An 18,802-nucleotide genomic window follows, 5' to 3' on the forward strand; every position below is an offset into this window, starting at 1 on the left:
CTACGCATTCGACTCGCGCTCCGCCATCCCCCGTGTTGGGGGTCACTCCGCCCCGCCCCGCCCCGCCCCGGGCTCCGGCCACTCGGATCGCCCGGCGTAGGCTGGACGCCGTGCATCACCCCCGGCTGTCCGTTCGCACGATCGCGGTCGACGAGACCGAACCCCTGATTCCGCGCGCCGACCCGCGCAACCCCCTGGTCTGGTTGCGACGGGGCGAGGGCATCGTGGGGCTCGGCGAGGTGCTGCGCATCGAGTCGTCGGGCGCCGAGCGCATCGACGACGCGGCCGCCGCGTGGCGCGCGCTCGCCGAGGAGGCCGACGTCGACGATCGGGTGGGGCTGCCCGGCACGGGCCTCGTCGCGTTCGGCGCCTTCGCCTTCGCCGACGACTCGGCCGCGCCGAGCGCGCTCATCGTGCCCGAGCTCGTGCTCGGCCGACGCGACGGGCGCGCCTGGGTCACGCGCATCTCGCTCGCCACGGGCGACATCGACGAGGCGGATGTCTCGGGCGACGAGGCATCCGCGACGCTGGTGCTGCCCGAGCCCGCGCCCCGCCGACGCGTGCCGCGGGTCGCGTTCTCGCCGGGCTCCGTGACGCCGACCCGATACGAGCGCTCGGTCGCCGAGGCCGTGCGGCGCATCGACGCCGGCGACCTGCAGAAGGTCGTGCTGGCGCGCCAGCTCGTCGGCGAACTGCACGAGGACGACGGCCTGCGCGCCACGATCAACCGGCTCGGAGAGGACTACCCCGACACGTGGGTGTTCGCGGTCGACGGGCTGATCGGCGCGAGCCCCGAGACGCTCGTGCGGGTCGATCACGGGCAGGTGTCGTCGCGGGTGCTGGCGGGCACGATCGCGCGGGGCGCCGGCGAGGCATCCGATCGTGAACGCGCAACCACGCTGCTCGCGTCGGCGAAAGACCTCGACGAGCACGCCCTCGCGGTCGCCAGCGCGGTGAACCGCCTCGAACCGCACACCGCGCGCCTCGACGCGAGCCCCGAGCCGTTCACGCTGCAGCTGCCGAACCTGTGGCACCTCGCAACCGACCTGAAGGGCACGCTCGGCGACGGGTCGAGCTCGCTCGACCTGGTGCGGGCGATGCATCCGACCGCGGCCGTCGCGGGCACGCCGCGCAAGATCGCGCTGCGTGTGATCGACGAGCTCGAGGGGTTCGACCGCGGCCGGTACGCCGGCCCGGTCGGCTGGGTCGACGGCGACGGCGACGGCGAGTGGGCGATCGCGCTGCGGTGCGCGCAGGTCGACCCCGACGGCACCGTCACCGCGTACGCGGGCTGCGGCATCGTGCACGACTCGGTGCCCGCCGACGAACTCGCCGAGACCGTGATGAAGTTCCGGCCGATCGTCGAGGCGTTCGGCGGCTGATCCAGCTCACCGGATCCAGCTCACCGGATTCAGCTCACCGCGAGTCGCGCCTGCTGCTCGACGACGTCGTAGTCGGCCTTCGGCCACTCGAGCGCCATGCCTTCGAGCGCCTCGATGAGCAGGTGCTGTACGGCCAGCCGCGCATACCACTTGCGATTGGCGGGCACGACGTACCACGGCGCCTCGAGCGTCGAGGTGCGCTCGAAGACGGCCTCGTACGCGCGCTGATAGTCATCCCACAGCTCGCGCTCGTCGATGTCGCCCGGGTTGAACTTCCAGTGCTTGTCGGGTCGGTCGAGCCGGGCGCCGAGTCGCTTGCGCTGCTCATCGCGCGAGATGTGCAGCATGACCTTGATGATGGTGGCGCCGCCCGCGACGAGCCCGCGCTCGAATTCGTTGATCGCCTCGTAGCGCCGCTGGATCTCCTCGGGCGGGGCGAGCTCGCGCACCCGCCCGATCAGCACGTCCTCGTAGTGCGAGCGGTCGAACACGCCGATCATGCCGGGGCCCGGCGAAGCCTTGCTGATGCGCCACAGGAAGTCGTGGCCGAGCTCCTCCTCGGTGGGCTTCTTGAACGAGGTGAGCTGCACGCCCGACGGGTCGACGGCACTCATGACGTGCTTGACGATGCCGCCCTTGCCGGCGCTGTCCATCGCCTGCAGCACGAGCAGGATGCGCCGGCGATCGCCGAGCCGGCTGTTCGCGAACAGCAGCTCCTGCAGGTCGGCGAGGATCCCCGCGCCTTCGACGAGCTCCTCCTCGCCGTCGGACTTCGAGCCCCGGATGCCGGGATGCGAGTCGGGGTCGACCTCGGTCAGTCGGATCCCCGGCCGTGCCCGCAGCAGTTCAGCGGGGTCTTCTCTCCAGTAGGTCTCCCGCGTCATCGCACGGCCCCTCCCTCGTCGCGTCCTCCCATCCTGTCGCCTGCCGCGCGATTGGGGAATGCGCGATGCGCGATTGCGCGGATCAGGAAGCAGCGCGCGGCACGCCGAGTGCCGACACCCGATCGTCGGCGTGTCGCGCGATTCTTCCTGATCCGCGGGCGGCCGGAGCGCGGGCGCGGCAGCGGCGCGGAGCGCGAGCGCAGCGGCTGCGCGCCCGGTCAGCGCTCGAGGGGAACTTCGAGCACGCTCGGGCCGGTGACCGCGGTGCCGAGGGCCTCCGCGAGCTCGCTGCGGGTCGCCGCGCGACGGTACTCCCAGCCGTACGCGGCGGCGAGTACGGCCAGATCGACCGACTGCGGCGTGTACTGCACGCGGTCGAACCGATCGGGGGCGGCGCTCGCGGCGACCTCGAGCGCGTCGAAGATCGTGCCGCCGCCGTCGTTGCCCACGATGAGCTGCAGGCGCGGTCGCGCCTCGCCCGGCGCGAGCAGCAGCGAGCCGACGTCGTGCAGCAGGGTGAGATCGCCGATCACGGCGCGCGTCACGCCCGCCGCGGCGGGCGGCGGAGCATCCGGTTCTTCGCCCGGCGCCGGCTGCTGACTCGCGACCGCGATGCCGAACGCGGTCGCGACCGTGCCGTCGATGCCGCTGAGCCCGCGGTTCGCGTAGACCCGGATGCGCCGGCCGGGCACGGTGCGGTCGGCGTCGCGGATCAGCCGGGATGCTCCGAACAGCAGCCGGTCGTGCGGCCAGGTCGCCGACCAGACCGCCTCGACGAGCATGCGCCGCGTCACGGGCGCGTGCATGCGATCGAGCTGCGCCTTCAGGTACGCGCGCTGCGCGGCGAAGTCGGTGACGTGCCCCGTCTCGTCGACGCCGCTCTCGAGGGAGTCGGCGGGCTCGGGTTCGTCGAGGGCGTCGATCAGCGCCCGGCTCGCGTGCACCCAGCGGCGCAGCCAGCTGCGGTCTTCGGCGGTCGGTTCGTGGGATGCCGCGTGCACGGCCCGCTCGAACCGCCGCACCCGGTGGCCCGGATTGAACCACTCGATGCCGCTCGGCGCGACCACGATGGCCTCGACCCCGTCGCGGCCGATCAGCGCGGGCACCTCGCGGGTCAGGGTCGGGTGGCCGAATACGACGACCCGCTCGACGCGATCGCCGAAGCCCGGCTCGTGCAGCAGTTCGCGGGCGGCGATGACGAGGTTCGGCCCGAATCGCGCACCGCTCGACACCTCGGCCAGCAGCGGCCAGCCCCCTTCGCGCGCGAACGCCTCGGCGCCCTCGCCGGCGCCGGCCCCGGCGACCACGAGCGTGAGCGGGCCGGGTTCGATGGGGTTGCCGATCGGTTCGGCACCGTCGGATGCTCCGCCGGAATGCGCGCCGGCGTTCGGGCCGCCGTTCGGCCCCGAATGCGAGCGAGCGTTCGGGCCGGCATACGGATCGCCGGGCGATGCGGCGGTGCGACCGGATGCCGCGGCCTGCGCGTCGGGGTCGGCCTGCGCCGAGACATCCCCCGCATCGTGCGCCGCACCCGACAGCGGCTCGCGCAGCTGCAGGTTCAGGTGCACGGGGCCAGGCCCCGGGTGCGCGATGGGAACGCCGCGATCGTCGGTGCCGTGCGCGGCGGCGAGCACTCGGCGGGCCAGCGCCGCGGCGGCCTCGGGCTCGTCGGCCCCGCCGGTCGGCGCGCCGACGTCGCGGTCGAGACGCACCGCCTCGCCGAAGATGCCCGGCTGCACGGTGGTCTGGTTCGAGCGGGTGCGGCGCACCTCGTCGGGGCGGTCGGCGGTGAGCGCGATGAGCGGAACGCCCGCGTGGTGGGCCTCGAGCACGGCGGGGTGCAGGTTCGCCGCCGCGGTGCCGCTCGTGGTGACGACGAGCGCGGGGCGACCCGACTCGAGCGCCAGCCCGAGCGCGAGGAACCCCGCACCCCGCTCGTCGATCCGCACGTGCAGGCGCACCCGGCCCTCGGCCTCGAGATCGGCCGCGGCGAGTGCGAGGGCCTGCGAGCGCGACCCCGGGGCGACGACGATGTCGGTCACTCCGGCGCGCACGAACTCCGCGAGCAGCGCCGCCGCGTACCTGCTCGCGGGACTGTAGGGCGCGGGTCGCCCCTCGGGGGCGCCCGCCTCAGGCATTCGGCCGACCGCTCGGGCCGGCCTCGCCCGCCGCGCCGTCGGGGCCGGGGTCGCGATGCGGCCGTGGCTCGGGTCGTCCGCCGGGCTCACCCTGCGAATCGGGCGCGTCGTCGTCGAGTTCGGCGAGCTCCTGCTCGAGCCGGCGGATGCGCTCCTCCTGCGCCGCGTCGCGCTCGAGGCGACGCAGGAAATCGGGGTCGTCGTCGGGCGCGACCGGGCCGCCACGACGGCCACCCACCCGAGCGGACGGGCCACGGCCGATCCAGAACCAGAGGACGCCGCCGATCACGGGCACGAACAGGATGATGACGATCCACCAACCGCGGGCGACGCCGCGGATCCGGGTGCGGTCGAACAGCGCGCAGTCGACGACCGAATAGATCATGAACACGGCTGCGGCGACGGCAAGTCCGAACCAGACTCGGAGCATGCCCTGAGTATAGGCACGCCGCGGTCACAGTCGGCTGGGAGTTGACGAGCGGGCCCGGCTGTGCTGCGCGGTACTGCGCCTCCGGCGGATGCTCAGGCACGGCCTGCCTAGACTGTCCGAGTGAAATCCGTGCCCGTCTGGATCTGGTACACCGTGCTGCGCGTCGCCCTGTTCGCCGTGCCGCTCGTCGTGCTCATGATCGCCGGCGTCGACCCGTGGATCTCAGTGGCCGTGGCGACGCTCTTCGGCCTCGCGGCGTCGCTCGTGTTCCTCCGCCGGGCGCGCGACGCGATGTCGAGCGACCTGTACGCCGCGCGCCACCGCGAGCAGCCGGTCAAGCGCGTCGACGACGACATCGAGGACGCTGTGATCGACGGCATGGCCCAGGCCGAGTCATCCGACCCTGCCCCCCGACCCGCGCCGCGCGAGCCCGAAGCCGAGTAGCCCCGAGCTGCGTCAGGGCCGCCCATCGGGGACCCCGGCGTTACAGCGCGAACGCCAGCCCGAGCCCGATGCCGTAGACGAGCGAGGTGAGGCTCGCGAGCTGCAGCGCGATGATCAGGTCGCGGGGGGTTCGGCCCATCGCCACGATGAGACACGCCGGGATCGCCGCGAGCAGCGCGAACAGCACGAGCACCGCGGTCGGGTAGAGCAGCGACCAGAACACGACGAGCCCGAACGGCAGCAACAGGAACAGGCAGAACAGCACCCGCCCCGCGACCGGCCCCACCAGCACGGCGAGCGTGCGCTTGCGGGCAGCGCGATCCTGCGTGACATCCCGCAGGTTGTTGGCCATCAGCACCGCGCACGCGATGAGCCCGACGCCGACGCCGCCGAGCCACGCCTCGAGATTCACCCAGAGCGCCTGCACGAACGCCGACCCCGCCGTGGCGACGAGCCCGAAGAACACGAACACGAACAACTCGCCGAGGCCGTAATACCCGTAGGGCCGCTTGCCGCCCGTGTAGAACCACGCGGCGACGATCGCGACCGCGCCGACCGCGAGCAGCCACCACTGCTGGGTGGTGATCGTGAGCGCGAGGCCCGCGGCCGCGGCCAGGGCGAAGAAGACGAGGGCGACGACGAGCACGTGCCGCGGCTTCACCCGGCCCGATCCGGTCAGGCGCGCGGGCCCGACGCGGTGCGCGTCGGTGCCGCGGATACCGTCGGAGTAATCGTTCGCGTAGTTCACGCCGATCTGCAGCGCGAGGGCGACCACGAGCGCGAGGGCGAAGCGGGTCGGATGCCACGGGCCGTCGCTGATCGCCACGACGCCGGCGCCCGTGCCGAGTGCGACCGGCGAGATCGCGAGCGGCAGGGTGCGCAGCCGCGCGCCGGCGACCCAGTCGCGCCAGGTCACGGGGCCCGCCGCGGCGACCGGACCGGTCGCGGCGGCGCGGGCCGGATTGCCGGAACGGCCGTGGGTTCGCGACGTCGAGCGAGACGAGGGATGCGGTTGCTTGCGCTGGGTCTTCGGGCGTGCCACCCGCACATGCTAACGATGCGAGGCTTCGGATGCCCTGATCACTCCCCAGCCACCCCCGATCGAATGGGCGAAGAACGCCCCGACCAACTTCTACTCGCGCGTTCTCCGCCCACTCGATGAGAGGTGGGCCGCGATCGCGCGGCGATCGGGCTTGCCCGAGGCGAGCATCGGCAGCGGGTCGAGCACCACGAGGCGCACGGGGCGAGCGGCCGGGTGCAGCCCGGCGGCATCCGTCGCCTCGGCGAGCGCATCGAGCGAGACGGATGCTTCGCCGCTGACGACGGCCGCCCGCTCGCCCCATTCGGGATCGGCCACCGGCACCACGACCGCCCCCGCGAGCCCGGGCAGGCCGCGCACCGCACGCTCGACCTCGCCGAGCGCCACCTTGATGCCGCCCGAGATGATGACGTCGTCGGCGCGACCGCGGATGCGCAGGCGCCCCTCGGCGTCGAACGCGCCGAGGTCGCCGGTGCGGTACCAGCGGGTGCCCGAGGCATCCGTCTCGAATGCGCGCGCGGTGCGCTCGGGGTCGTCGAGGTAGCCCGACGCGAGCGTGGGGCCGGCGAGCTGCACTTCGTCGTCGACGATGCGGACGCGCACGCCCGGGAGCGGCAGGCCGTCGTACACGCACCCGCCTGCCGTCTCGCTCGAGCCGTAGGTGCGCACGACCCGCGCCCCGAGTGCGTCGGCGCGGGCGACGAGTCCGGCGGGCGCCGCCTGACCGCCGAGCAGTACGGCGTCGAACGACCCGAGGGCTGCGGCGATGAACCGGTCGTGCTCGGCAGCCTCGACGAGGCGGGCCAGCTGCACGGGCACCAGCGAGGTGTAGTGCGGAATCGTCGGGTCGAATTCGGCGGATGCCTCGGCGAATGCTCGCACCTCGAACCCACCGCCGCTGAGGAACACCGGCTCCGACCCCGCGAGCAGGCTGCGCACGATCACCTGCGCACCTGCGATGTAGTGACCGGGAAGCGCGAGCAGCCAGTGCCCGATGCCGCCGAGCACGTCGTGCGTGGCGTCCGCGCTCGCGGTCAGCGCGTCGGCGGTGAGCAGCACGCGCTTCGGGGCATCCGTCGACCCGCTCGTCTCGATGACCAGCGCGATGCCGTCGTCGACCTCGGCCGCCGGGGCGACGAGGTCACCCCCGGCGACGGGGAACACGGCTGCACCGCCCTCGAGCGCCGTGGCGAGTGCGCGCGTCAGCGCGGGGACCTCCGACGCCGAAACCGGCAGGAGCGGTTTCACGCTCGACCCCGTAACCGGCTCAGGCGGTCAGCCGTCACCCACATCAGTAGTGCCACGGGTAGGGGCCCCAGTCGGGGTCGCGCTTCTCGAGGAACGCGTCGCGCCCCTCGACCGCCTCGTCGGTGCCGTACGCGAGACGGGTCGCCTCGCCGGCGAACACCTGCTGGCCGACCATTCCGTCGTCGACGGCGTTGAACGCGAACTTCAGCATGCGGATCGCCGTGGGCGATTTGGTGAGGATGGCACGCGCCATCGCGATGGCCTCGCGCTCGAGGTCGGCGTGCGGCACCACCCGGTTCACGGCGCCCATCTCGTACGCGCGGTCGGCCGAGTACTCCTCGGCGAGGAAGAACACCTCGCGCGCGAACTTCTGTCCGATCTGCCGGGCGAAGTAGGCGCTGCCGTAGCCCGCGTCGAACGAGCCGACGTCGGCGTCGGTCTGCTTGAAGCGGCCGTGCTCGCGGCTGGCGATCGTGAGATCGCAGACCACGTGCAGCGAATGGCCGCCACCGGCGGCCCAGCCGGGCACGACGGCGATGACGACCTTCGGCATGAAGCGGATGAGCCGCTGCACCTCGAGGATGTGCAGGCGGCCGACCGCGGCGTGCCCGTGCGGATCGGCCGTACCGCCGACGCCGTCGACGATCGCCGTCTCGGCGTCGGAGTACTTGTACCCGTCGCGGCCGCGGATGCGCTGGTCGCCGCCCGAGCAGAACGCCCAACCGTCGTCCTTCGGGCTCGGCCCGTTGCCGGTGAGCAGCACCACACCGATGCGCGGGTTCGTGCGCGCGTCCTCGAGCGCACGGTACAGCTCGTCGACCGTGTGCGGCCGGAACGCGTTGCGCACCTCGGGGCGGTCGAACGCGACCCGGGCGATGCGCCCGTCGGTCGAGTGGTGGTAGGTGATGTCGGTGAACCCGGCGCCGGCCGGGGCATCCACCCACTCGGCCGGATCGAACAGCTCGGAGACCTGGTCTGCCATGCCCTCCAGCCTAGTTTCCGCGCCCGCACCCCGCCGGGGACGCTCGTGGTCACCCTCCGCCTCCCGCGGGGACGCTCGTGGTCGCCCCGCGCGTCCCGAAGCGACCACAAGCGTCCCCGCGGGGGAGGAGGGGGAGGGTGAGTTTCCACCGGTCGGGGGATCCTGGATCAGGGCTGACCCTGAGCAGGCTCGTCCGGGGGGCTGGTTACGTCCCACGCATGATCCGACACATCCGCCGGGCGACCACCCTTCTGGTCGCCGCCGGCATCACCAGTGCCCTGGCGGGCTGCGCGGCACCCTTCGCCGTGTCCCTGCCGTCGCAAGCGCCGGACACGCAGTCGAGTGTGCGGCCACCCGAGTCCGACGCGGCGACGATCATCGTCGCCGCCGACGGCTTCACGGTCATCGCCGACGACGACACCACGCTGCTCGAAGCGGCGTACGACGATTCGCTCGACGCGGTGGTGGAACGACTCACCGCCGTGCTCGGCGAGGCGCCCGTCGTCGGCGATGATCCGGGCCACGCCGAGCGCCCGCCGTACACGACGTACGGCTGGGGCGGGTTCCGGCTCGGCACGGCGCACGAGACCTCCGATCTCGCGTTCGACGTGCTCGCGTCGGGCCCGGCGACCGGCGGCGTCGAGGTGCGCACCGCCGAAGGCATCGCGATCGGGTCGTCGACGAACGCGGTTCGCACCACGTATCCGGCGACCATCGCCGAGTTCGACGACTTCCTCGTCGCGCACGGGCCCGACGTGGTCGTCGGCGAGGCGCAGAATCCGCCGCGCACCCTCACCGTCGCCGTCTACATCGACGCGCCGGCCCAGGGCGTGACCCGCATCTTCGCGCCCGTCGACAGCTCCGGGCCGTGACCGGGCCGTGACCGGGCCGTGACGGCGCGGGCGGCGCATGCCACGATGACGGGGTGAGCCCCGCCAATGCACCGTCGCCCGCCCCGCCGCCCCCGCTCGCCGACGTGCTCGCGTCGGCCCGCGTCGTGGCCCTTCCGCTCGTCACGCGGTTCCGCGGCATCGAGGTGCGCGAGGCGGTCGTGTTCGAGGGGCCAGAGGGGTGGACCGAGTTCAGCCCGTTCGCCGAGTACGGCGACGGCGAGGCCGCGACGTGGCTCGAGGCATCCATCGACTTCGGCTGGAACGCGCCGCCGCCCACGCTGCGCGACGCGATCCGCGTGAACGCGACGGTGCCCTCGGTCGATCCCGACAGCGTCGCCGCCGTGCTCGCCCGATTCCCCGGTTGTCGCACCGCGAAGGTCAAGGTGGCGGGTTCCGACCAGACGCTCGCACAGGACGTCGCGCGGGTGCGGGCGGTGCGCGAGACGCTCGGGCCCGAGGGCCGAGTGCGGCTCGACGCGAACGGCGGATGGAACGTCGACGAGGCCGAGCACGCGATCCACGCGCTGGCGGCCTTCGACCTCGAATACATCGAGCAGCCGTGCGCGACGGTGCCCGAGCTTGCCGAGATCCGTGAGCGTACCCGCTACATGGGCATCCCGATCGCGGCCGATGAGAGCGTGCGGCGCGCCGCCGACCCGCTCGCGGTCGCCGAGGCCGGCGCCGCCGATCTGCTCGTGATCAAGGCGCAGCCGCTCGGCGGCATCCGTCGCGCGCTCGCGATCGTCGCCGAGGCGGGGCTGCCGGTGAACGTGTCGAGCGCGCTCGACACGAGCGTCGGCCTCGCGATGGGCGCGCACCTGGCGGCCGCGATCGCCGATCTCGAGTTCGACTGCGGGCTCGGCACCGCGTCGCTGCTGGCAGCGGATGTCACGGATGCTCCGCTCTCGCCGGTCGACGGAGCCGTGCCCGTGCGGCGGGTCGACGTGTCATCCGCGCTGCTCGACCGGTGGGCCGCCGACGCCGACCGCACCGCGTGGTGGCTCGCGCGTCTCGAGCGCTGCCACGCGCTGCTTGCGGAGCGCGCCTGACTCGCCCTCCACCGGTCGAGGAGCGCCGACGCGAAGCGGCGACGCGTCTGGGCGCTCCCCGACCAGGGGTGATCAGCGAACGCGCCGCACCAGCCGCGGTCCGAGCACGATCGCGCCCGCCGCGAGCAACGCGAGCGCGAGCAGCAGCGCGAGCCATGCCTCGGTGCCCGTGAGGCCGAGCGGCCCGAGCACCACGAGGGCGGCGGATGCCTCGAGGCCCGAGCCGACTCCGAGCACCCGGATCTCGTGGTCGCCGGGCTCGGTGTCGAGCGGAATCGTCGCCTGCACCGAGATCGCGCCCTGCGCATCGGCCGTCGCACCGACGAGCAGTCGCGGCGTCGAGTGCAGCCACACCTGCACCGCCTCACCCGGCTCGAAGCCGGCGCCGGTGATGCCGATCACGTCGCCCGGGCGCACCGTGCCCGTCGAGAGCTGCAGCGTCGGCACCGCACCCGGCTCACCCGGCTCCCCGGGCTGCCCCGGCTCCCCAGGCTCGCCCGGCTGCCCCGGCTCCCCAGGCTCGCCCGGCTCCCCCGGCTCACCCGGCTCACCGCCCTGCGCCTCGACCAGCACCGCCGCGGTCCGCGCCGGGATGGTCACCGTGCCGGTCGCCGCATCCCACGACGTCGATGCGGTCACCGCGTCTGCGCCCTCGGCCTGCACCGCGTTGAGCGCGAACTCGCGGCCGGCGAGCCCGTCGATCGCCTCGGTGATCGGCTCGGGCGACGAGTTGAACACGACGAGGGCGCCGTCGAGGTCGGCGTCGGCGTCCCCGCCGATGCGATCGTCGATGAGCATCGTGATGAGACCGGCCGTGGCATCCGGCCCGCTGTTCGGGAACGTCACCTTCTGCTCGATGAGCTCGGCCGAGCCGAGCTGCAGCAGGTCGACGCTGGATCGCACCCGCAGCAGGTCGAGGGCGGATGCCTCGGCGGCCGCGATGTCCGCCGCGTTCGGCTTCAGCGCGGGGTCGGCGAGCAGCGCCGCCATGTCGGCCCACTTCGCCCCGTTGTCGGCCTCGGGCGGCAGACCCGACCCGAAGGTCGACTCCTGGCCCGTCCAGTCGATTCGGTTGAACCAGTCGCCCGAGTTGTAGCTGTTGCGATCGAGCGACTTCGAGCGCAGCAGCTCGGTGCCGGCGTGCCAGAACGACGGGGTCTGCGCGAACGCGACGGTCGCGAGCGACAGCGTGTTCATGCGCACGCGGTCGGCCATCGACGTATCGGTCGGCAGCTTCCAGATGCCGTGGTCGAACAGCGTCTCGTTGTCGTGCGCATCGACGTAGGTGATGACCTCGTCGGGCTGGTCGGCGTAGCCGGCGGCCTGCCCGTTGTAGTCGACCTCGTCGCCGCGCTTGAGAGTGCCGTCGGACGCCTCGAACTCGAACGCCCGCAGGTTGCCGGCCAGGCCGAGCTTCACCAGGTCGGTCTGCTGGCCGAGCGTGCGCGTGCCCTCGCGGGCGGGGTGCCCGTTCGGGTCGCCAGCGAGCCCGGTGCCGAAGCCCTGATCGTAGGTCGACGACCCGTCGACCGGGCTGCCGCCGTGCACGCCGTCGCGCAGCCGGTCGTTGAAGGTGCCGATGCCGGTGCCGCCGAGCTGGCCCTGCGTGGCCTGCTCGAACAGCGCGTTGTCGGCCACCTCGCCGAAGTTCCAGCCTTCGCCGTAGAGGTAGATCGCCGAACCGTCGACGCCGTCGCGCTCGAGGGTCAGCTCGTCGAGCGCCGCCCGCACCGCGAGCAGGTTCTCCTTCGAGTGGTGACCCATGAGGTCGAAGCGGAACCCGTCGACCTTGTACTCCTTCGCCCAGAGCACCACCGAGTCGACCATCAGCTTCTGCGCCACCGAGTGCTCGGTCGCGACGTTCTGGCAGCACGTCGAGGTCTCGACGGCGCCGGCCGCGTTCAGCCGCTGGTAGTACCCCGGCACGACCCGGTCGAGCACGCTGGTCTCGGCCTGCCCCGACGCCGAGGTGTGGTTGTACACCTCGTCGAGCACGACCTGCAGGCCCATGCTGTGCAGCGCTCCGACCATCTCGCGGAACTCGCCGACGCGCGCGCCGCCGTCGGGGTCGACCGCATACGAGCCCTCGGGCGCCTGGTAGTGGTACGGGTCGTAGCCCCAGTTGAAGCCGTCGAGGTCGCGGATGGACGCGAGGCACGCCTGCTGCTCGGTCGACGCCGGCCCGAACGACGCGAGGTCGCAGTCGGCGGTCGCCTGCGCGTCGCGCCGCTCCTCGATCGTGGCGATGTCGAACGTCGGCAGCAGGTGCACCGTGTTGATGCCCGCGGCGGCGAGCTCGCGCAACTGCGCGGTGCCGGCCGAGTCGCGCGTGAACGCGCGGTAGGTGCCGCGTTCGGCCTCGGGCACGGTCTCGTCGGTGATCGAGAAGTCGCGCACGTGCAGTTCGTAGATCGCGCGATCGACCGCGTGCTCGACGACCGGCGTGGGCGTGTCGGTCCACAGCTCGGGCGAGATCGACGGGTCGTCGAGGTCGACGACGACGGTGCGCGTCGAGTTCACGGTGAGCGCGGTCGAGTACGGGTCGGTGACCGAGTTGGTCTCGATCGCCTCAGTCGAAGGCTGGTAGACCTCGAGCCGCCAGCGGTACTCGTCGCCTGCGTCGAGCGCACCCGGCGCGGTCGCCCAGGTGCCGGTCGACGGGTCGAAGGATGCCTCGACGAGCGCCGGGTCGCCCGTCGCGCCGACGTCCCACCGCTCGAGCACCACCGACTGCGCGGTCGGCGCCCATACGGTCGCGACCGTGTCGTCGCCGCGCCCGCTGACCCCGAGGTCGACGGATGCCACGGCCTCCGCATAGAGGTCGTCGAGCACGCCGGGCACCTGCACGCCGGTGAACGCGGTCAGCGGAGCATCCGTGGCATCCGCCTCGCCCGAGCGCTGCGCGACCGCGAGCTGCTCGGTGAGCAGCCGCTGCACCGCGGCGCGATCGACGCCGTCGACCTTCAGCGACAGGTACGCTCCGCCGCCCAGCTGCGGGAACCGCGCGAGCTGCGCATCGGTGAGCCCGGCCGCGTCGAGCGTCAGCCGCACGGCGTCGCCGGTCGCCCCGGTCACCGCACCCTCGTCGCCGATCGCGAGCCCTGCGTCGGCCGAGTGCTCGAGCGTCCACGAGAGCCCGTCGGCCGAGGCGCCGCCGAGCAGCGCGGCCGGCCAGGCGACGGTGTCGGCGTCGATCCACTGCGCGCGCGCCTCGCCGGCGCCGGGCAGCGGCGGGTTCGCCACCTCGATCTCGAGCACATGCGTGGCGAGCGTGTACCGGAACGTCACCTGCTCGCCGTCCTTCGTCGTGAACGTGTAATTCGCGCCGTCGCGCACCCCGTCGACGCCGTAGTTCTCGCCCCAGCTCATGCCGTGCGCGACCTTCGCCTCGTACGCGCCCGCCGGGATCGACGTGGTCGTGAACTCGTACACCCCGTCGCCGTCGGAGTCGAAGAGCATCGACGCCAGGCAGTCGGGCGCCCAGTCGCCGGGGCATCCGATTTCGCTCTGGAACGAGCCGGGCACGGTGAGGATCGGCCCCTGCGCGCTGGAGGTCGCCAGGTGCGTCACCGGGTTCCAATAGAACGTGATCGGCCCGCCGTCGTGGTGGTAGGCGACGTTCGCACCGCCGGGCACGCCGCCCTGGCCGTAGTTCACGTCCCACGAGCCGTTGACCGCGACCTTGTACTCGTAATCGCCCGCGGGCAGGTCGAACGTGCCGGCGTAGACGCCGTCGGCGCGCAGCGTCAGTTTCGCCGCCTCGCAGCCGGGTGCCCAGTCGCCCGCGCAGCCCATCGCGGCGTTGTGGTTGCCCGGCACGGTGACCAGTTCGATCGGCTGTTCGGGCTCGTCGACCTCGACGAGGTTCACCGCGTTGCCGACCGACGCGTAGGTGGACGCGGCCGAGCGGTGGCCCGCGGCATCCGTCGAGATCGCGCGGTACTCGAGCAGCGTGCCCGTCGTGAGGCCCGCGGTGTCGTGGAAGACGCGGGGCGAGGTGTCCTCGGCGGTGCCGAGGGCATGCCACGCGGCATCCGACTCGTCGCCCGCGATGCGCCAGGCGAAGCTGGTCTCCTGCCAGGTGCCGAGGTCGACGTCGGCCGCGACCGGAGTGACGCCCCGCACACCGGCGCCGGCGGCCGGCGTCGCGACCGAGATCGCGAGCCCCGCGTCGGGCGCGGTCACCGGGCGGTCGGCCGTGTAGACCACTGCCCCCAGGGCGGGAACGGTGACGGATGCCACGCCCTCGGCGTCGGCCGTGATCGCCCCGTCGGCCGCGCCGTCGCCGTCGACGTACAGCGGCGAGAACACGCCCGCGTCGGTCAGCGTCGGCACCTCGACCGTGCGGGTCTCGGTCGCGTTGTTCACCGCGACCAGGTACTCGACCCTGTCGGCGCGGTCGACGCGGCTGAACGCATACACGCCCGCGCCGCTGTCGACGTACCGCTCGACCTGCGCGCCCGTCGCGAGCGCCGGATGCGCCTGGCGTAGCGCCGAGAGTTCGGCGATGTGCTCGTAGAGCGGAGCATCCGTCGACTGGTGCGCGCCGGTGCCGAACGGCTCACCGGTGACGAGCGACTGCCCCGTGTACTCGTCCACCTGCGAGGCGAACATCGTCTGCCGGGCGCTCTGGTCGCCGCCCGTGCCCGCGAAGCCCTGCTCGTCGCCGTAGTAGACGACCGGCTGGCCGCGCGTGAGGAACAGCAGGTCGTGCGCCAGTTCGTCGCGCGCGAGCGGGGCATCCGTGTTCTGCAGGAAGTACCCCACGCGGCCCATGTCGTGGTTGCCGAGGAAGGTCGGCAGCGCCGTCGCCGACGAGTGCGGGGTCGTGTAGTAGTCGTCGCCCGCGAACAGCGACTGCAGGTTCTTCGCCGAGTTGCCGGCCGCGAAGCTCACCGCCTGCGACTGGAAGGTGAAGTCGAGCACCGAGTTCATGTCGGTGTCGCGAACGTACGGGCTGAGCTTCACCGGGTCGGCGTCGTAGACCTCGCCGAACATGAAGAAATCGGGCTTGCCGGCGACCGTGCGCGCATAGTCGAGCACCTGGGCCGACCACTGCTGCCAGAACTCGAAGTTCACGTGCTTGGCGGTGTCGATGCGGAACCCGTCGATGCCGAGGTCGATCCATTCTTCGTACACGTCGACGAACCCGTTCACCACGGTGGGGTGCTCGGTCATCAGGTCGTCGAGGCCGACGAAGTCGCCGTACGTGACCGACTCCCCCTCCCACGTCGAGTCACCGCGGTTGTGATACAGCGTCGGGTCGTTCAGCCAGGCCGGGACCTTCAGCGTCTCCTCACCCGGGTCGAGCACCGGCGTGTACGGAAAGCTGGTCGCCGCGTCGAGCGCCGGGAAGGGCGGGGCGCCGGCTCCGGCGTAGTCGGCGAGGTCGATCGGGTTGCCCTCGGCGTCGCGGTACGGCTCGGTGGCCTGCTCGATGTACGAGTACTCGCCCTCGGCGTAGTCGATGACGTCGGCCGTGTGGTTCGTGATGATGTCGAAGTAGACCTTGATGCCGCGGTCGTGCGCGTCGGCGATCAGGTCGCCCAGCTCGTCGTTCGTGCCGAGGTGCGGGTCGATCTGCGTGAAGTCGGTGACCCAGTAGCCGTGGTAGCCGGCGCTCGCGTTCGCACCCTCGCCCTGCACGGGCTGGTTCTTGAAGCTCGGGGTGAGCCAGATCGCGGTGGTGCCGAGACCCTCGATGTAGTCGAGCTGCGAGCGCAGGCCGGCCAGGTCGCCGCCCTGGTAGAAGCCCTTGTGCGTCGGGTCGTACCCGGTCGTGAGCGCGTCACCGGTGAGCCCGCCCTCGTCGTTCGACGAGTCGCCGTTCTCGAACCGGTCGGTCATCACGAAGTAGAAGACCTCGTCGCTGCCGGCCTGGCGCACCGGGGCGTCGACCAAGGATGCGTCGGATGCCTCGTCGTACGCACCGCGCAGCGTCGCGTCGGTCGCCTCGAGACCGACCTTCTTCAGCGTGTCGTCGAAGACCACGCGGATCTCGGTGTCGCCCGCCACGGTCAGCGGGATGTTGTCGCCGCCGCCGTTCAGGCCGTACGCCTCATCCCAGGCGTCGTTCACCGCGACCTTGTACTCCCAGTCGCCGGCCGGAATCGTGAAGTCGGCGGCGTAGACACCCGGCGTCGCCGTCGGGGCGAGCTCGGTCGCCGCGCACTCAGGCTGCCAGTCGCCGGGGCATCCGAGCTCGGTCTGCAGGCTGCCGACGAGGGCGAAGGTGCGCGGCTCATCGGCTGCGGCCGCGCCGGGCCCCGCGATCACCGCGGCGCCGATGAGGGATGCCCCGAGGGCACCCGCCACGATCGTCGCCAACCATCTGCGCACCCTCGTGCTTCGCGTCATCCTCGACTCCTGCCCCTGACGACGGCGCGCCCGTGCGCCATCCGACTGGGGCGACGGTAGCAGCCGAGGCCGCCCGATTGCAAGCGCTTACATAGGTGCTGCCGCTCACCGACACGGATGCCACGGCGCGCGTCGCACCCTCATGCAAACGCTCTCACGTTCTCCTGCCCGCTCACCCCTCACGCCCTACACCCTCGCGCGGCCCGCACCCGCACCTCTACGCCGCACGTCCCACACCCCACACCCCACACCCCACACCCCACACCCCACACCCCACACCCCACACCCCACACCCCACACCCCACACCCCACACCCCACACCCCACACCCCACACCCCACACCCCACACCCCACACCCCACACCCCACACCCCACACCCCACACCCCACACCCCACACCCCACACCCCACCGTCGAGTGTTTCCGTTCGCGCACTCTGTTTCCACTCTCGGGGAAACAAAGTGCGCGAACGGAAACACTCGATGGATGCGCGGGGTACGGAGCGCGGGGGCCAGGCGGGCCGGGCCGGGGTGGGAGTGGGCGGGTGGGAGTGGGCGGGTGGGAGTGGGCGGGCAGCGCTCAGGCGGCCGCGATCAGCGCGAGCGCCACGCACAGCCCCACGACCGCGACCCCCTGCAACACGCTGCGCAGGACGATGATCGACTCCCAGCGCTCCTGCAGTGCACGGGCGTCGGCGGGCACCTCGTCGGCGAGCGCGGCCGCAGTGAGCCGCTTGTTGATCGGGGCCGAGATGCGCGCGAAGAGCATCAGCCACACCGCCAGCGAGACGACCACGATCGAGGCGACCACGGCGGCGGGCACCGATTGCGCGAGCACCGCGAGCCCGACCGTCGCGACGCTGAACACCACGCTCAGCACACCGACCACCGACAGCCGTCGGTCGCCATAGCGGTGCGATCGCCCGGTGAACTGCACGAGCGCACGGTCGTCGATCTCGGCGAACGCCGCTCGCGACACCAGGGCGGTGAGCGTATCGGTGCCGAAGATCACCGCGGTCGCGACGATCGCGATGGTGGCGGTGATGGTGTCGATCCAGAACATCTATGACTCCTCGGAATGTCTAGCGTTGCTAGTATTTTTCGCAATGCTAGCATGAGGCCATGGCCTCCACACCCCGCATGCAGGAATTGCGTTCCGAACGCTCACGCCGCGTCGTCGAGGCTGCGCGATCGATCGCCGAGGAGGAGGGGTGGCCGGCGGTCACCATCCGGCGGCTCGCCGAGGCCATCGGCTACAGCCAGCCAGTGCTCTACTCAGACTTCCCCGGCGGTCGCGACGAGATCGTCGGCGCCGTGATCATCGACGGGTCGCGCCGGCTGACCGCCGCGATCGCCGCGGCCGCCGAACGCGCGCCGGCCGATGGTCGGCTGCGTTCGCTCGTCGAGGCATACCTCGAGTTCGCCCGACGGAATCCCGCCGTCTCCGAGGCGATGTCGTCGATGTCGTCGACCGTCGCGTTCGCCTCCGACGACACGCCCGCCGAACTGCGAGCGGCGTTCGCCCTGCTGCACGGCGCGGTCTCTGGCCGCGACGACCGCGCGCGTTCCGTGCGGGCCGAGGTGCTCTGGGGCACGCTGCACGGCCTCAGCCGGCTCGAGGCGTCTCAGCGTCTCGACCCCGCACTCGACGTCGATCGCGTCGATGCGGTCGTCGCCCTTTTCGGCCCCGGGTGAGCCCCGTATTCGCGCAGGCGTGTCCCCACCCCCTCACCCCTCACCCCTCACCCCTCACCCCTCACCCCTCACCCCTCACCCCTCACCCTCGAATGTTTCCGCTCGCGCACTCCGTTTCCGCTCGTACGGAAACGCTCGGCGCGAGCGGAAACACTCGACGGCGCGGGGCCGGGGCGCCGGGGGGCCGGGGGGGGGGGGGAGAGACGGCCGCGACCAGCGAGCCAGGCACAGCCCCACTTCCGCGACCCCCGCGGCACCGTTTG

At 72.4% G+C, this 18,802-nt stretch carries 13 protein-coding genes; 5 read left to right on the forward strand and 8 right to left on the reverse strand.

The genetic code is table 11. From position 1 onward, the window contains the following. Window positions 1–110: 110 nt before the first annotated feature. Window positions 111–1,382, forward strand: coding sequence for an isochorismate synthase (locus tag FLP10_RS06615; protein WP_246150238.1), 1,272 nt, complete (start codon window positions 111–113; stop codon window positions 1,380–1,382). A 29-nt stretch (window positions 1,383–1,411) separates the two neighbouring features. On the opposite strand, the gene FLP10_RS06620 is transcribed toward FLP10_RS06615, so the two are convergent. The 3 genes from FLP10_RS06620 to FLP10_RS06630 form a co-directional block, all read right to left on the reverse strand. After that, window positions 1,412–2,266: a polyphosphate kinase 2 family protein gene (locus tag FLP10_RS06620; RefSeq protein ID WP_149160151.1), complete on the reverse strand. Its 855-nt coding sequence runs from the start codon at window positions 2,264–2,266 to the stop codon at window positions 1,412–1,414. A gap of 218 nt (window positions 2,267–2,484) precedes the next feature. Continuing rightward, a complete protein-coding gene (gene menD / locus FLP10_RS06625; RefSeq protein ID WP_149160152.1) occupies window positions 2,485–4,404 on the reverse strand; it encodes a 2-succinyl-5-enolpyruvyl-6-hydroxy-3-cyclohexene-1-carboxylic-acid synthase in 1,920 nt (639 codons plus the stop codon). After that, a complete protein-coding gene (locus tag FLP10_RS06630; RefSeq protein WP_149160153.1) occupies window positions 4,397–4,834 on the reverse strand; it encodes a PLD nuclease N-terminal domain-containing protein in 438 nt (145 codons plus the stop codon). The genes menD and FLP10_RS06630 overlap by 8 nt, the downstream gene beginning before the upstream one ends. A gap of 120 nt (window positions 4,835–4,954) precedes the next feature. On the opposite strand from FLP10_RS06630, the gene FLP10_RS06635 reads away from it, so the two are divergent. Further along, window positions 4,955–5,278, forward strand: a complete 324-nt coding sequence (locus tag FLP10_RS06635) for a DUF4229 domain-containing protein (protein WP_149160154.1) — start codon at window positions 4,955–4,957, stop codon at window positions 5,276–5,278. A gap of 40 nt (window positions 5,279–5,318) precedes the next feature. Here the strand turns inward: FLP10_RS06635 and FLP10_RS06640 are convergent, their stop codons facing one another. The 3 genes from FLP10_RS06640 to FLP10_RS06650 form a co-directional block, all read right to left on the reverse strand. Beyond that, window positions 5,319–6,320, reverse strand: a complete 1,002-nt coding sequence (locus tag FLP10_RS06640) for a 1,4-dihydroxy-2-naphthoate polyprenyltransferase (RefSeq protein ID WP_149160155.1) — start codon at window positions 6,318–6,320, stop codon at window positions 5,319–5,321. A 90-nt stretch (window positions 6,321–6,410) separates the two neighbouring features. Then, the gene (locus FLP10_RS06645; protein ID WP_168209120.1) at window positions 6,411–7,565 is read right to left on the reverse strand and encodes an AMP-binding protein; all 1,155 of its coding nucleotides are present in this window, start codon (window positions 7,563–7,565) and stop codon (window positions 6,411–6,413) included. Window positions 7,566–7,608: 43 nt separating this feature from the next. After that, window positions 7,609–8,547 carry a 1,4-dihydroxy-2-naphthoyl-CoA synthase gene (locus FLP10_RS06650; protein ID WP_149160156.1) on the reverse strand — a complete coding sequence of 313 codons (939 nt, stop codon included), beginning with the start codon at window positions 8,545–8,547 and terminating at the stop codon, window positions 7,609–7,611. Between the two features lie 218 nt (window positions 8,548–8,765). Here FLP10_RS06650 and FLP10_RS06655 point away from each other — a divergent pair, with 218 nt between their 5' ends. Both FLP10_RS06655 and FLP10_RS06660 read left to right on the forward strand, forming a co-directional pair. Then, window positions 8,766–9,419 (forward strand): hypothetical protein, encoded by a 654-nt coding sequence (locus FLP10_RS06655; protein ID WP_149160157.1) that lies wholly within the window; start codon window positions 8,766–8,768, stop codon window positions 9,417–9,419. 53 nt (window positions 9,420–9,472) lie between these two features. After that, a complete protein-coding gene (locus FLP10_RS06660; RefSeq protein ID WP_149160158.1) occupies window positions 9,473–10,489 on the forward strand; it encodes an o-succinylbenzoate synthase in 1,017 nt (338 codons plus the stop codon). A 72-nt stretch (window positions 10,490–10,561) separates the two neighbouring features. Here FLP10_RS06660 and pulA read toward each other — a convergent pair whose 3' ends face one another. Beyond that, a complete protein-coding gene (pulA, locus tag FLP10_RS06665) occupies window positions 10,562–16,846 on the reverse strand; it encodes a pullulanase-type alpha-1,6-glucosidase (protein WP_149160159.1) in 6,285 nt (2,094 codons plus the stop codon). A gap of 578 nt (window positions 16,847–17,424) precedes the next feature. Beyond that, the gene (locus FLP10_RS06670; protein ID WP_149160160.1) at window positions 17,425–17,907 is read right to left on the reverse strand and encodes a DUF1772 domain-containing protein; all 483 of its coding nucleotides are present in this window, start codon (window positions 17,905–17,907) and stop codon (window positions 17,425–17,427) included. 59 nt (window positions 17,908–17,966) lie between these two features. On the opposite strand from FLP10_RS06670, the gene FLP10_RS06675 reads away from it, so the two are divergent. Further along, the gene (locus FLP10_RS06675; protein ID WP_246150239.1) at window positions 17,967–18,539 is read left to right on the forward strand and encodes a TetR/AcrR family transcriptional regulator; all 573 of its coding nucleotides are present in this window, start codon (window positions 17,967–17,969) and stop codon (window positions 18,537–18,539) included. Window positions 18,540–18,802 lie beyond the last annotated feature (263 nt).

Origin of the sequence: Agromyces intestinalis, assembly GCF_008365295.1 — a bacterium.
GTDB classification, from domain to species: Bacteria; Actinomycetota; Actinomycetes; order Actinomycetales; family Microbacteriaceae; genus Agromyces; species Agromyces intestinalis.